The 14,694-nt window shown below is 61.3% G+C and carries 13 protein-coding genes and 1 riboswitch; of the genes, 3 read left to right on the plus strand and 10 right to left on the minus strand.

Annotated features, from left to right (window positions below; translation table 11 throughout):
* Positions 1-43: 43 nt before the first annotated feature.
* From CFE47_RS24430 to CFE47_RS24455, 6 genes are all read right to left on the minus strand, one after another.
* On the minus strand, positions 44-1,039 hold the full coding sequence (locus tag CFE47_RS24430; protein ID WP_286841003.1) for an esterase-like activity of phytase family protein: 996 nt from the start codon (positions 1,037-1,039) through the stop codon (positions 44-46).
* Positions 1,039-2,943, minus strand: coding sequence for a DNA topoisomerase IV subunit B (gene parE, locus CFE47_RS24435; protein WP_135291879.1), 1,905 nt, complete (start codon positions 2,941-2,943; stop codon positions 1,039-1,041). The genes CFE47_RS24430 and parE overlap by 1 nt, the downstream gene beginning before the upstream one ends.
* Positions 2,944-2,988: 45 nt before the next feature.
* Positions 2,989-3,597: a YqiA/YcfP family alpha/beta fold hydrolase gene (locus CFE47_RS24440; RefSeq protein ID WP_286841005.1), complete on the minus strand. Its 609-nt coding sequence runs from the start codon at positions 3,595-3,597 to the stop codon at positions 2,989-2,991.
* 204 nt (positions 3,598-3,801) lie between these two features.
* The gene (gene cpdA / locus CFE47_RS24445) at positions 3,802-4,617 is read right to left on the minus strand and encodes a 3',5'-cyclic-AMP phosphodiesterase (RefSeq protein WP_286841006.1); all 816 of its coding nucleotides are present in this window, start codon (positions 4,615-4,617) and stop codon (positions 3,802-3,804) included.
* Between the two features lie 98 nt (positions 4,618-4,715).
* A complete protein-coding gene (locus tag CFE47_RS24450) occupies positions 4,716-5,165 on the minus strand; it encodes a DUF1249 domain-containing protein (RefSeq protein ID WP_105695145.1) in 450 nt (149 codons plus the stop codon).
* Positions 5,156-5,773, minus strand: a complete 618-nt coding sequence (locus CFE47_RS24455) for an NUDIX domain-containing protein (protein WP_286841009.1) — start codon at positions 5,771-5,773, stop codon at positions 5,156-5,158. The genes CFE47_RS24450 and CFE47_RS24455 overlap by 10 nt, the downstream gene beginning before the upstream one ends.
* Positions 5,774-5,967: 194 nt before the next feature.
* Between CFE47_RS24455 and CFE47_RS24460 the strand changes: the two genes are divergently transcribed.
* Positions 5,968-6,714 carry an RsiV family protein gene (locus tag CFE47_RS24460; protein WP_286841011.1) on the plus strand — a complete coding sequence of 249 codons (747 nt, stop codon included), beginning with the start codon at positions 5,968-5,970 and terminating at the stop codon, positions 6,712-6,714.
* Here the strand turns inward: CFE47_RS24460 and cytX are convergent.
* Positions 6,683-7,972 carry a putative hydroxymethylpyrimidine transporter CytX gene (gene cytX, locus CFE47_RS24465; RefSeq protein WP_286841013.1) on the minus strand — a complete coding sequence of 430 codons (1,290 nt, stop codon included), beginning with the start codon at positions 7,970-7,972 and terminating at the stop codon, positions 6,683-6,685. The genes CFE47_RS24460 and cytX overlap by 32 nt on opposite strands.
* Before the next feature lie 141 nt (positions 7,973-8,113).
* Positions 8,114-10,018: a phosphomethylpyrimidine synthase ThiC gene (gene thiC / locus CFE47_RS24470; RefSeq protein WP_286841015.1), complete on the minus strand. Its 1,905-nt coding sequence runs from the start codon at positions 10,016-10,018 to the stop codon at positions 8,114-8,116.
* A 149-nt stretch (positions 10,019-10,167) separates the two neighbouring features.
* Positions 10,168-10,273: riboswitch (TPP riboswitch) on the minus strand.
* Between the two features lie 196 nt (positions 10,274-10,469).
* On the opposite strand from thiC, the gene CFE47_RS24475 reads away from it, so the two are divergent.
* Positions 10,470-11,909, plus strand: a complete 1,440-nt coding sequence (locus CFE47_RS24475) for a TolC family outer membrane protein (protein ID WP_185705048.1) — start codon at positions 10,470-10,472, stop codon at positions 11,907-11,909.
* Positions 11,910-12,018: 109 nt separating this feature from the next.
* Here CFE47_RS24475 and waaA read toward each other — a convergent pair whose 3' ends face one another.
* Positions 12,019-13,296, minus strand: a complete 1,278-nt coding sequence (gene waaA / locus CFE47_RS24480; RefSeq protein WP_286841018.1) for a lipid IV(A) 3-deoxy-D-manno-octulosonic acid transferase — start codon at positions 13,294-13,296, stop codon at positions 12,019-12,021.
* 23 nt (positions 13,297-13,319) lie between these two features.
* Complete coding sequence (locus CFE47_RS24485; RefSeq protein WP_286841020.1) at positions 13,320-14,210, minus strand: LysR family transcriptional regulator; 891 nt, start codon at positions 14,208-14,210, stop codon at positions 13,320-13,322.
* Positions 14,211-14,313: 103 nt separating this feature from the next.
* On the opposite strand from CFE47_RS24485, the gene CFE47_RS24490 reads away from it, so the two are divergent.
* Entirely contained in the window at positions 14,314-14,649 is a 336-nt protein-coding gene (locus CFE47_RS24490) for a DMT family transporter (RefSeq protein ID WP_185705042.1), read from the plus strand.
* Positions 14,650-14,694: the final 45 nt, after the last annotated feature.

Consider the following 14,694-nt stretch of genomic DNA (forward strand, 5'->3'; position numbering starts at 1 on the left):
ACGCAAATGGCGCGGCGTCGGGTCAATTCAAGAAATTCAATCATCAAGGCTGGGTACTCCAGCCACCGGCCGGGGCGGCGAAACGATAGACCACCGGACGCTTTTCACCATCGGCACGCGGGCCGAAGTTGTTGTCGATACCCAGCCAGGCACCGTCTGCGTCTATCACCAGGGCTTCGGCCAAACCATAAGGCTGGGGATACCTGCGTTCAGGCGTCAGGGTCTCGTCGGCAAACGACCAGCACAGCTCGACCTTGGCCGTGACTGCATCACGCCGGCAAATCTGGAACGCATTGCGCTCCAGGGTAAACAGCTTGCCGTTGAACAGCGCCAAGTCGGCAAAATCCTTGGATACGGCCTTGGCTTTGGGAAACTGGGCCGGTTGCATTTCCTGGCCGGCCTCGCTTAACAACACGCAGGGGCCGTCGCAATTCCACAGGCTTTGCCCGCGCTTGATCGAGACAAGCCCGCGCCGCTCACGCTCCGCTGCCAGCCATATCTGATTGCCCTCGGGGTTGATCGCCAAGCCTTCGAACAGGGCATTGAAGTGCAGCAACATGCCACTGGCGCGCGCTTCACGCACCATGCCCGGGGCAATCTTCAACCACTCGGGCGCGCCATTCACCGGCAGTTGCAGCACCGCCGCGTGGGCTTCGCTGACAATGTAGCGGTTGCCAGCGGCATCGCAGGTGATGCCCTCAAAATCCAGGTCGCCACCACGAATGAACGAAGCGGCCTTGGTGCGCGAACGCAACCCCCAGGGCAGCCCGGACTCTGGCACCGGTGGTACCTCGATTTTCACCGTTTCGGCCTGCCAGGTCGGCGCACTGATATCCAGGCGATAGATCTGGTCGTCATCGCGGTCGGAAACCGTCCACAACGCCTTGCCACACTGCGCAAGACCTGACAGGTTCCCGCCGCGCATGCCGTCCACCGGGTGTTCGGACACCAGTTTCAACTCAGCCACGGGCGCGGCAGCCACCTCGGTGGCCGCCAACCCGCTGAACATCAGGATCGCCAGGGCGAAACCTGTGCGCATCAGCCCAGAACCTCGGCCAGGTTGCCTTTGGATTCCAGCCAGGACTTGCGGTCCGGCGCGCGCTTCTTCGCCAGCAGCATGTCCATCATTTCCGACGTAGCGGCGTAGTCTTCCAAGGTCAGCTGTACCAGGCGCCGGGTGTTCGGGTCCATGGTGGTTTCGCGCAGTTGCGGCGGGTTCATTTCACCCAGGCCTTTGAATCGCGTGACCTGTGGCTTGCCGCGTTTCTTCTCGGCCACCAGGCGGTCGAGGATGCCATCGCGCTCGGCTTCATCGAGGGCGTAGAAAATCTCCTTGCCCAAGTCGATGCGGTACAGCGGCGGCATGGCGACATAGACGTGACCGGCATCCACCAACGGGCGGAAGTGCTGGACGAACAGCGCGCACAGCAACGTGGCGATGTGCAAGCCGTCGGAGTCGGCGTCAGCGAGGATGCAGATCTTGCCGTAGCGCAGCTGGCTCATGTCCGCTGCGCCCGGGTCAACACCAATGGCCACGGCGATGTTGTGCACTTCCTGGCTGGCCAGGACTTCGCTGCCATCGACTTCCCAGGTGTTGAGGATCTTGCCGCGCAACGGCAGGATCGCCTGGAACTCCTTGTCCCGCGCTTGCTTGGCGGAACCACCGGCGGAGTCACCCTCTACCAGGAACAGTTCGGAGCGCATCGGGTCTTGCCCGGCGCAATCGGCCAGCTTGCCAGGCAATGCCGGGCCCTGGGTGATGCGTTTGCGCTCGACCTTCTTGCTGGCCTTCAGGCGACGGCCAGCGTTGTTGATCGCCAGCTCTGCCAGGGCCAGGCCCAATTCAGGGTGCTCGTTGAGCCACAGGCTGAACGCGTCCTTAACCACACCGGAGACAAACGCCGCGGCCTCGCGAGACGACAGGCGCTCTTTGGTCTGACCGGAGAATTGCGGCTCCTGCATCTTCATCGACAGCACGAACGCAATGCGCTCCCACACGTCTTCCGGCGCGAGCTTCACGCCGCGCGGCAGCAGGCTGCGGTATTCGCAGAATTCGCGCATGGCATCCAGCAAACCCTGGCGCAAACCGTTGACGTGGGTGCCACCCTGAGCTGTCGGGATCAGGTTGACGTAGCTTTCCTGCACGCTGTCGCCGCCTTCGGGCAGCCACAGCAGCGCCCAGTCGACGGCTTCTTTATTACCCGCCAGGCTGCCGCAGAACGGCTCGTTGGGCAGGCGTTCAAAGTCGCTGACGGAGTCTTCCAGGTAGGAGCGCAGGCCGTCTTCGTAGTGCCACTCGACCTTCTCGCCGGTGCCTTTGTCTTCAAAGGTCACCAGCAGGCCTGGGCACAACACAGCCTTGGCCTTGAGCACGTGCTTGAGGCGGCTGATGGAGAATTTCGGTGAATCGAAGTATTTCGGGTCCGGCGCGAAGTACACGCTGGTGCCGGTATTGCGCTTGCCAACGGTGCCGATCACCTCCAGGTCGGTGGCTTTGTAGCCATCGGCGAAGGTCATCTGGTACTCGTTGCCGTCGCGCTTGACCTTCACCCGTACCAAAGTGGACAGGGCGTTGACCACCGAGATACCCACCCCGTGCAAACCACCGGAGAACTGGTAGTTCTTGTTCGAGAACTTACCGCCGGCGTGCAGCTTGGTGAGGATCAGCTCGACGCCCGGCACCCCCTCTTCCGGGTGGATGTCCACCGGCATGCCGCGACCATCGTCGGACACTTCCAGGGAATGGTCAGCGTGAAGAATGACATGCACCGACTTGGCGTGGCCGGCCAGGGCTTCGTCGACGCTGTTGTCGATGACTTCCTGGGCAAGGTGGTTCGGCCGGCTGGTGTCGGTGTACATGCCGGGGCGTTTGCGCACCGGGTCGAGGCCCGAGAGGACTTCGATGGCGTCGGCGTTATAAGAGCTAGCGCTGGGAGTGGCCATGGGGTCTCGTCGTGAGTCTTTCGATTAAAAAGTGACCTGCGATTTTTACAGTGACGAAAAATCGAAGGATTGGTACTGATCTGCGCCAATGCCGGCAAAACTGAGCAGCGCCGGCAATTGCTGGGCAAACCCCTGGTAGCCATGGTCACCGCCGGCCTGAATGCGCAAGGCACAGGCCCGGTAATACTGCTGGGCGAGGCGATAATCCAGCGTTTCATCGCCGGTCTGCAACCACACCTGATAACGCGCCGCATCCTGGGGCGCCGCCACTTCCAGCTCGGCCAATGCCGTGACGTGGTCGTGGGTCAATTCCCAGGTTTCATCGGTGTAGAGGTTCTTCTGGGTGCCCAGGTAGCCGTCGAACATCCGATGAGGGCTGACCGCCGGGTTGACCAGCAGCGCCTTGAGGCCATGGCGCTCGGCAAGATGGGTTGCATAGTAGCCGCCGAGTGAGCTGCCGACCAGCAGTGGCCGCCCCAGTTCAGCGATAGCCGCCTCCAACTGAGCAATTGCCTGACGGGGATGGTGATGCAGGGCCGGCACGCGCAGTTGATCGGCCAGGCCGAGGGTGTCCATCACCGTGATCAACTGGCAGGCCTTGTTGGACGCAGGCGCACTGTTGAAGCCGTGGATATACAGGATCGAAGCGGACATGCCGGGCTCTCCGTGCTTCAGCCAAAGAGGCGCAGTTTACAGGGATCGAAGCCCTGTGTGATGACCTCGGTCCACAGGACACAGAAGAACCCTGTGGGAGCTGGCTTGCCTGCGATTGCGGTGTATCAGCAACCCATTTATTAGCAGGCAGACCGCTATCGCAGGCAAGCCAGCTCCCACATTTTTGATCAGTGTTTAGGGCGGTTAATAACCGTTACTGCCGTAATCCACGGTAAAGGCGAAGCCCTGGACCCGCTCCACCCCCGTCTCCAACCGTCCGTCGGCATGCAGGCGCAGCCAACGGTAACCCGGCGCCTGTTCGCTGACTTTGAAGTCCTCACTGCCCGGCGCGAACTGGATGCAGGTGGACGGCGACGCCAATAAACGCACGCCGTTGCGCTCGCGGTCGATTTCCTGGTGCACGTGGCCCCAGAGTACCGCCCGCACCTGCGGAAAACGGTCGAGCACGGCAAACAGGGCCTCGGGGTTGCGCAGGCCGATGGGCTCCATCCAGGCACACCCGATAGGCACCGGGTGATGGTGAAAGCACACCAGATGATGACGACTCGGTGCTTCGCTGAGGGCTTGGGCGAGCAATTGCAGTTGCTGGTCTTGCAGATAACCCGGCACCGAACCCGGCACGGCGGAATCCAGCAAAGTGATGCGCCAGTTACCAATATCGACCACCGGCTCCAAAAAATCACTGTGCACAGCAGCGAGGGCCATGACCTGCGGTTCGTCGTGATTGCCAGGAATCCAGCGTGCCGGCACGCCCATTTGCTGGGTCATATCGCGAAACTGCTGATACGACTCCAGCGTACCGTCCTGGGACAGGTCCCCCGTGGCCAGCATTAAGTCGATCTGCGGCTGCTGCGCCCTTACCAAATCGATCACCCGCTGCAGGCTTGCGCGGGTGTTCATGCCCAGCAGCGTGCCGTCGGCCTCGGCAAACAGGTGGCTGTCGGAGAGTTGCACCAGCAACGCCGGCGCATCGGGGGTCACGGTGGATACGCTCGGCAAGGCGCTCTCCCAAGGCAATCACAGGAATGGACGTGTGGCGTGATTATGCTGGGCAGCACACCAAAGAGGAAATACAAGGAATCAGATGCAGTTCACATCTACCGCACGACTTCGAACTCATGGCCCAAGGCCAGGCAGTGGCTTAACCATTCACCGAGGAACACATTGAGCTGTGCTTTCTCATCGGGCTGGTGCATGAACACGTTCGGGTAAGGATAGATGCTGCGAAAGCGTCGTGCATGCTCGGCGCTGATGACTTCGGCCATCCGCGCGTCGTGGTACACCTGCACTTCCAGCTGCGGCACCGGCAGCCATGGCAGGCTGTGCTCCTGGCGCACGCGCAGGGTGGTGGTGTACGGGCAGTTGACGATCACTTCCAGGGTCAGCACGCCGAGCATCTGGTCGCCATGGGTCACGCCAATGCGCCGCGCCGCTGGGGCATGGCGCATGTCCGGCAGCAGACGCATCAGCCGCGCATAGTTGGCCTCGCAGGCCGCTTGCAACCCAATCAGGTCAACTCGATAACGTTCCCGTGCCTTTACTGCCATAACCCCCTCACTTCCGCGCGATTAAGCGCAAGCCATTGCAGGGCGATAATGCTGGCTGCGTTGGAAATTCTGCCGTCGCGCACCGCTTGCAGGGCATCCTCGAACGCCCAGGTGGTGACGCGGATATCTTCTGCCTCTTCTTCCAGTCCATGGACGCCACCCACCCCTGTGCTGTCGCAACGGCCCAGGTACAAGTGCACATATTCGGTACTGCCGCCCGGCGATGGGAAATACTTGGTGATCGGCCACAGCGCGGAGAACGTCAGCCCAGCTTCCTCCTCGGCTTCGCGGTGCGCAACCTCCTCCGGCTCTTCATCCCTGTCGATCAGGCCGGCAACCATTTCGATCAACCATGGGTTGTCGGTGCGACCCATGGCGCCAACGCGAAACTGCTCGTTCAATACCACTTCGTCGCGTTGCGGGTCGTAGGGCAATACGCACACAGCATCATGACGAACAAAGACTTCGCGGTTGATCACGCGGCTCATGCCACCATCGAATTTCTCGTGGCGCAATTGCAGGCGGTCGAGCTGATAGAAGCCCTTGAAGGCATTGTCGCGCTGAACGATTTCAATCTTGCTCGGCGTCGATTTTGCGAAATCCGTCATGTCCCTTCCTCGTTGTGCCTGCGCATTTGGCGCCATCCTAACGCGCTCGCACCCGTTGGTGCAGCCCCTTTCCGGTTGCCGGGATAGACGGCGGGCGTCAAACTCACTCTAATAAGCTTAGTGGCGAACTGACTGCTTTGTTGGTAGTCGAAGCTCCACTCTTTTCGCTTTCCATCGATTTACGAAGGACACACATGTCGCTTTTAAAAATCGCCTCCGTGGCCTGTATTGCCTTGACCCTGGGTGCTTGCCAGAGCCTGTTCCAACCCAGCTACCTCAAGCCGCTGGACACCCAGCCGGATGCCTCGGAGCAGATCAAGCCCGGCTGCGACAGCCCTGACTGCCCGCTGGTGAACATCGACACCGTGCACTTCCCCACCGAACCGCAACTGGACACCCTGGTGGAGCAGCGCCTGCTGCAAATGACCCGCACCACGCCAGGCGCCAGCGTACCGGCCACATTGAATGCCTATCGGGACAAGTTCTTGCGTGAGTCGGCCGACCGCAACAGCATGTACTTGCAGGCCAAGGTACGCGAACAGCATGACGGACTGGTGATCGTTGAGGTGTCCAGCTACCTGGACACCGGCGCCGCCCACGGCGAGCCAGGCCGAGGGTTCATCAACTATTCGCGCATTCTTCACAAAGAGCTGAGCCTGACCGACATGTTGCTGCCGGGCCAGGAGCAAGCGTTTTGGAATACCGCCAAAGTCGCCCACAACAGTTGGCTGATCAACTCGCAGATGGACCGCGACCCGGAGTTCGTGAAGAACTGGCCATTCCAGAAAACCCCTAACGTGGCCCTGACCAGCAACGGCGTGGTGCTCAAGTACAACGTGGCGACCATCGCACCGTATGCATTGGGGCTGATCGAGATGACCATCCCCTATGCGCGCCTCACCGGTGTGCTCAAGCCTGAGCTGGCGCCCGCGCGGCACTGAAAACCCGGCCAAGGATGAATTGCAACAGCCCTGCCAGCACCAGCGCCGGCAGGGTCGCGCCAACATCCGGGTACAGGTTGGCCAGCATGTGGTAGGTTGCGATACCACCCAGCCAGGCTAACAGCGCCGACCAATGCAGGTTCGCGACCAAGCCCTGGCCTCGGCGACGCAGGATGAAATGATCCACCAGCACCACGCCAAACAAAGGCGCGAACACCGAGCCGATCAGCAGCAGGAAGTTCTGGTACTGGGCCAACAGCGCAAAGCAGGCAATCAGGGTGCAGATCACACCGATAGCCAGGGCCAGGTGCTCGACCTTCAGGCGCAACAGAATGCCGCAGGACACTGCCGCCGAGTGAATATCGGCAAAGGCATTTTCCGACTCGTCCAACAGGATCAGCAACAGCGGAATTCCCAGCCCCGCACCGGCCAACGCCAGCAACAGCGCATTCACTTCACCACTTGGCGCAAATGCCAGGGTGTAGGCCACGCCAAGGCTCATCAGCCAGAAATTACCGATAAAGAAGCCGAATGCTGTGCCGCCAAACACGCTTTTTGCGCGTTTGCCGAAGCGCGAGTAATCGGCGATCAGCGGCAGCCACGACAGCGGCATCGCGATGGCAATATCAAAACCCACCGCAAACGGCATCGAACCGTCACCGGCCTGGGCCCACAGGGCAGCGAGGTCAGCTTTGGCAAACAGGTTCCAGGTCAGCCATAGGCAAGCCGCGAGCAACAGCCAAATACCCCATTTGCGCAGGATCTGGCGCACGAAGGTCAGCGGACCACTCACGGCCAGCAGTGTGGCCAAACCACCAAAAAACAGTGTCCACAGCAACGGGCTGGCCAGCAGGCTACCGTCGCTGAACGCGCGCGCGCCCAACAAGCTGGCGGCGTCGCGCATCACGATGATCTCGAACGAACCCCAGCCGACCAGTTGCAGCAGGTTCAACAGCGCCGGCAGGCTCGCGCCTTTGGCGCCCAGGCTGAGTTTCAGGGCAGCCATGGCAGACAGGCCGGTGTCGCTGCCGATCACACCGACGGCGGCCAATAGCAATACGCCGACCAGCGTACCGAGGAAGATGGCCAGCAACGAGCCAGACAAACCCAGGCCCGGCGCGAGCAAGGCGCCGGTTTGCAGGACCATCAGGCCGATGCCGAGGGAAAACCACAGGGAGAACAGGTCGCGGGCGCCGAAGACTCGTTTGTCACTCGGCACTGCAATGTCGGGGGAGTAGGTACTCGGTTGAATGTTCAAGGGGGGGTTATCTCTGATGGGACATGTGTTGTTTGGGAGATTGCTTTCGCGAGCAAGCCCGCTCCCACATTTGGAATGCGTTTCAAATGTGGGAGCGGGCTTGCTCGCGAAGAGGCCGGTACAGGGGCCGACAATCCCGGGTCAGACCTTTTTGTACAGCTGACTCCCTTCCTGCTTGAACCGCTCCGCCTGCTCCGCCAAGCCCTTGGCCACATCCACATCCACCGCCTCAATGCGCTGGTTGGCCGCGTACTCACGCACTTCCTGGGTGATTTTCATCGAGCAGAACTTCGGCCCGCACATCGAGCAGAAATGCGCGACCTTGGCCGAATCTTTCGGCAAGGTTTCATCGTGGTACGAGCGCGCCGTGTCCGGGTCCAGGCCGAGGTTGAACTGGTCTTCCCAGCGGAACTCGAAGCGCGCCTTGCTCAAGGCGTTATCGCGAATCTGCGCGCCTGGATGCCCCTTGGCCAAGTCCGCCGCGTGGGCCGCGATCTTGTAGGTGATGATCCCGGTCTTCACGTCATCCTTGTTCGGCAAGCCCAGGTGTTCCTTGGGCGTGACATAGCAGAGCATGGCGCAACCGAACCAGCCGATCATCGCCGCACCGATACCGGAGGTGATGTGGTCGTAGCCCGGTGCAATGTCGGTGGTCAGCGGGCCGAGGGTGTAGAACGGCGCCTCGTCGCAGCACTCCAACTGCTTGTCCATGTTTTCCTTGATCAACTGCATCGGCACGTGGCCCGGGCCTTCGATCATGGTTTGCACGTCGTGCTTCCAGGCGGTCTTGGTCAGCTCGCCGAGGGTTTCCAGCTCGCCGAATTGCGCGGCGTCGTTGGCGTCGGCGATGGAGCCTGGGCGCAGGCCGTCACCGAGGGAGAAGCTGACGTCATAGGCCTTCATGATTTCGCAGATTTCGTCGAAATGCGTGTAGGTGAAGTTCTCTTTGTGGTGCGCCAGGCACCACTTGGCCATGATCGAACCGCCACGAGAAACAATGCCGGTCACGCGCTTGGCGGTCAGCGGCACATAGCGCAGCAAGACGCCGGCGTGGATGGTGAAGTAGTCGACGCCCTGCTCGGCCTGCTCCACCAGGGTGTCGCGGAACAGCTCCCAGGTCAGGTCTTCGGCCGCGCCGCCAACTTTTTCCAGGGCCTGGTAAATCGGTACGGTACCGATCGGCACGGGCGAGTTGCGGATGATCCACTCGCGGGTTTCATGGATGTGCTTGCCGGTGGACAAGTCCATCACGGTGTCCGAACCCCAGCGAATGCCCCAGGTCAGTTTCGCCACTTCTTCTTCGATGGACGAACCCAGGGCACTGTTGCCGATGTTGCCGTTGATCTTCACCAGGAAGTTACGGCCGATGATCATCGGTTCCAGTTCGGTGTGGTTGATGTTGGCCGGGATGATCGCGCGGCCACGGGCGATTTCTTCGCGCACGAATTCCGGCGTGATGATCTTCGGCACGCTGGCGCCAAAGCTGTGGCCGGCATGTTGCTGGTCCAGAAGGCCGGTGGCGCGGGCTTCTTCGAGCTTCATGTTTTCGCGGATGGCGACGTATTCCATCTCGGCGGTGATGATGCCTTTGCGCGCGTAATGCATCTGCGTGACGTTGGCGCCAGCCTTGGCACGGCGCGGGTTCTTCACATGGGCAAAGCGCAGTGCGGTCAGTTCAGCATCGCTGAGACGCTGCTGGCCGAAGTGCGAGCTGAGGCCCGGCAGGCGCTCGGTGTCGTTGCGCACTTCGATCCACGGCGAGCGCACGTCGGCCAGGCCTTTGCGCACATCGATGATCACATTGGGGTCGGTGTAGGGGCCAGAGGTGTCGTACACGGTGACCGGCGCGTTGATTTCACCGCCGAAATCGGTGGGCGTCACGTCCAGGCTGATTTCTCGCATGGGCACGCGGATGTCCGGGCGAGTGCCCTGTACGTAGACTTTTTGCGAGCGTGTAAACGGCTGCACGGAACCGGAGTCGACCTTGGCCGATTCACTCAGGTGCACGGTGTTTTTGAGTTTTGTACTTTTTATTTCTGTGCTCATCACGGGCTCTCCAACTTATCCAGGCGGTGGATTTTTGTCGGAGCGAACCTGTGACGGATGGACGCACTGAAACCAGTGCTGTGCTTGGCGCACGAGGGCTGTTCGTTTTTTGAACAGCATCCCGGACGAAGCACAAGAGGACTCGCCGGGTGACGAGAAATCTTGTTCCCTACGCAGGCGCTAACCTGATCAGGTTCAACGGGATCCGGTATTTACCGATCTCAGCCTTCCAACAAGGCACCCCGACAAGAACGCGGCCAGTCTAGACCATGCCGTGGGCAAATTGCCAATACCGGTGTATTCAGCGTGATGAATGGCGTGATTGCGGGATTGTTGCGCAGGGTCAGCGCCACTACACTCGGGCACTGCCACAATGCTTGACGCCAGGAATGGCCAGCCTTAGCCTTGGGCGCTAAATTATCGCCGTAATATTAAAACTAGGGATCGACTCATGCTGCGCAAACTCTCACTGGCGCTCGCCGTGTCTTGTGCGACCAACGGAATGGTCTGGGCAGCAGAAGCGCCCTTGTCCGCCAAAACTGACCTGGTCAGCGTCTACCAGGAAGCAGTAGACAACAACGCCGACCTGGCCGCCGCCCGCGCCCAATACGGCGCGCAGAAAGAAGTGGTGCCCCAGGCCCGCGCCGGTTTGCTGCCGAATTTGTCGGCAGGCGCAGACAGCAACAATGTACGCACCCAGATCTCGCAGCCTGCGGCCACGGCCAATCGCGATGCGCACTCGTGGCGCGCAACCTTGAGCCAGCCGCTGTTTCGCGCCGACCGCTGGTTCCAATTGCAAGCAGCCGAAGCTGTCAACGAACAGGCCGCCCTGCAACTGTCGGCCACCGAGCAGAACCTGATCCTGCAGAGCGCCGAAAACTACTTCGCCGTACTGCGTGCACAGGACAACCTGGCGTCGACCAAGGCCGAAGAAAACGCGTTCAAGCGCCAGCTCGATCAATCCAACGAGCGCTTCGACGTAGGCCTGTCGGACAAGACGGATGTACTGCAATCCCAGGCCAGCTATGACACCGCCCGCGCCAACCGGATCCTGGCGCAGCGCCAGGTGGAAGACGCCTTTGAAGCGCTGATCACCCTGACCAACCGCCAGTACAACTCGATCCAGGGCATCGTCCACACCTTGCCCGTGCTACCGCCGGCGCCGAACGACGCCAAGGCGTGGGTCGAAACTGCCGGGCGCCAGAACCTCAACCTGCTGGCCAGTAACTATGCGGTAACCGCCGCCGAAGAAACCCTGAAACAGCGCAAGGCCGGCCACGCACCGACCCTCGACGCCGTGGCGCAGTACGAAAAAGGTGACAACGACGCCCTCGGTTTCAGCAACCCGAACCAGTTGCCGGTGCCCTACGGCGGTGATGTTTCACAGCGCACCATCGGTCTGCGCCTGAGCATCCCGATCTACAGTGGCGGCCTCACCAGCTCGCAAGTGCGCGAATCCTATTCGCGCCTGGACCAGACCGAGCAACAACGCGAAGGCCTGCGCCGCCAGGTGGTGGAAAACACCCGTAACCTGCACCGCGCGGTGAACACCGATGTGGAACAGGTACAGGCGCGCCGCCAGTCGATCATCTCCAACCAGAGCGCGGTGGAAGCTACGGAAATCGGTTATCAGGTGGGCACGCGCAATATCGTCGATGTGCTGGACTCGCAGCGCCAGCTGTACTCGTCGGTGCGCAACTACAACAACAGCCGCTACGACTACATCCTCGACAACCTGCGCTTGAAGCAGGCGGCGGGCACGTTGAACCCGGGGGATTTGCAGGATCTGGCGCGGTATCTAAAGGCGGACTACAACCCGGATCGGGACTTCCTGCCGCCGGATCTGGCCAAGGCGGCTGCCGAACAACTCAAGGCCCGCCCCAGTTACTGAACCCTGTGGGAGCTGGCTTGCCTGCGATAGCATCACTTCGGTATGCCTGATGCACCGAGGTGCCTGCATCGCAGGCAAGCCAGCTCCCACATTTGGGTTAGGTGCTGAGTCAGTGACTTAGGAGTTTGCCCAAGCCATCCAGCAAGCGCTTCAAGGCGCCCTGGTTGGCCTGCATCACCTTCAACCCCGCCTGCCCCATCTTGCGCGCATCCTGCGGCAGTTCGAACAATTGCCGCACCGCCTCGGCCAGCCCTTCGGCGTCATCCACGGCTCGCAATGCCCCGGCTTCGCGCATCATCGCGGTGATTTCGAGGAAGTTGAACACGTGCGGCCCCATGATCACCGGCAAGGCCAATGCCGCCGGTTCCAGCGGGTTGTGCCCTCCGGTCGGCACCAGGCTGCCGCCGACAAAAGCGCTGTCGGCCAGGGCATAGAGGAACAGCAATTCGCCCATGGTATCGCCGAGCAACACCGAGGTTTGCGCGGTCACCGGCTCACCACTGGAGCGGCGCACAGTCGCAAAACCTTCCCGCTCGCTCAGCTCGAACATCGGACCGAATCGCTCCTGATGCCGTGGCACCAGGATCAGCAATGCGTTGGGGTAGCTGTCGAGCAATTGGCGATGAGCCGCCAACACCACTTGATCTTCGCCTTCATGGGTACTGGCCGCGATCCACACCGGGCGCTCGCTGGCGCCCCATTGTTCGCGCAGCGCTGCTGCGCGCACGGGCAATTGAGGGTCGATGGTCAGGTCGAACTTGATCGAACCGGTGACGTCCACGGTTTCCGGGCGGGCGCCCAGGCTGAGGAAGCGCTGGGCTTCAGTTTGCGTCTGCACGGCAAGCAGGCTCATCTCTGCCAGCATCGGCGCGGTCAGCTTGGCGAAACGCCCGTAGCCCTTGGCCGAACGTGCCGACAACCGCCCGTTGGCCAGTGCCACGGGAATCCCGCGCTGAGCGCAAGCGTGGATATGGTTGGGCCACAGCTCGGTTTCCATGATCACCGCCAACTTCGGTTGCACGCGATCAAGAAAACGCTTGGCGGCGCACGGCAAGTCATACGGCAAATAGCAGTGTTGGATGCGCGGCTCGTTGGCGAACAATGCCTGGATCCGCTCGGAACCGGTGGGCGTCATGCAAGTGACGGTGATGGGAAGGGTCGGATAACGCTCCAGCAACCCGCGCACCATCGGCGCGGCGGCGATGCTTTCGCCCACCGACACAGCGTGTACCCAGATCCCGCCCGGCTGCAGCACCGGCAAGCCATAGGAAAACCGCTCGCAGACGCGCTTGGCGTAGGCCGGCGCCTTGCGTGCGCGCAGCCAAAGACGTAAAGCCACCAACGGCAGCGCCAGGTAAAACAGACAGCTGTAGAGAGTTCTATTCATGGCGGCGGAGTTTATCGGCTTTTTCAGTCAATCGCGCGCAAGCACTCGGCAAAACGTTCGGCCAGGAAGCGCGCAGCCGGGCCCAGGTGCTCGTCGCGCCGCCAAACCAGCTCCACCACCAGGGCCGGAGGGGTCCACTCGCTGTCCAGTTCGATCATTTGTTGATGGTAAGTCGGGTACTGCACGATGTGCCGGGGCAGCCAGGCCCAGCCCAGGCCACTCATCAGCCATTCGGCCAACACGTAGAAACTGTCGGCGCGCCACACCAAGGGGCTGGCGGCTTCGCTGCCGGGGTAGACACTGGTCTGGGTCGACATCAACAACTGGCGAAACTGCGCCAAGCGCTTACAGTCCACATAGGCCTCCTTGGCCAGCGGGTGATTCACCCCGCACACCGTGACCATTTCCACACTGCCGACCACCCGCCGCTCAAGCGCTTCGGGGATCTGGTCGTGATAGAACAACAGCCCCAGGTCGGCCTTGCGCTCCACCAGCTTGCGCGCCACATCGCCTTGGGCGGCGCTGGAAAGCTGTACTTCCAGATGGGGAAATTGACCGGCCAGCGCTTCAAGGCTGTCGAGCACCGGCTGGAATAGCATGGCTTCATCCTGGGCCAGGCGCAGGCAGGCTTCTTCGCCGCGAGTCAGTGACAAGGCCCGGCCATTAAGCCGCTCACACTGGCGCAACACCTCACGCGCTTCCTCCAGCAATACGCTGCCGGCTTCGGTCAGGCGCGGCTGACGGCCGCTGCTACGCTCAAACAGGCTCAGGCCCAGGTCAGCTTCCAGCAAGGCGATTCCGGTACTGACCGCCGACTGCGCCTTGCGCTGGTCCCGCGCTACCGCCGAAAACGAACGCTGCTCAGCGACGCTGACAAACAGGCGCATCTGCTCTAGGTTCCACTGCACGCTCATGGCTCAACCCATCTTCAATCCAGATAGGTAATGACTTTATCCCATCTTCTGAAGCGTTAGAATGGCGACCTTATTAAGCACGCCCCACACCGAGGATTACCCCATGAATGCCGCCTACCTCTATCTGGCCATTGCCATCTGCTCGGAAGTGATCGCGACCGTTTCCATGAAAGCCATCAAGGGCTGGAGCACGCCGATTCCGTTGCTGCTGGTGATCGTCGGGTATGCCACGGCCTTTTGGATGCTGACCCTGGTGGTGCGCACCATTCCCGTAGGCGTGGCGTATGCGGTGTGGGCCGGGATGGGGATCGTGATGGTCAGCATCGCCGCGCTGTTTATCTACGGGCAGAAGCTCGACACCCCGGCGATCATGGGCATGGGCCTGATCGTGCTGGGCGTGGTGGTGATTCAACTGTTCTCGAAAACCGCCGGGCACTGACCGCCACTCAACAGCCTGTATACTGCGCCTCTTGTCTTGAACACT

Source organism: Pseudomonas sp. PGPPP1 (assembly GCF_002255865.1).
GTDB classification, from domain to species: domain Bacteria; phylum Pseudomonadota; class Gammaproteobacteria; order Pseudomonadales; family Pseudomonadaceae; genus Aquipseudomonas; species Aquipseudomonas cremoris.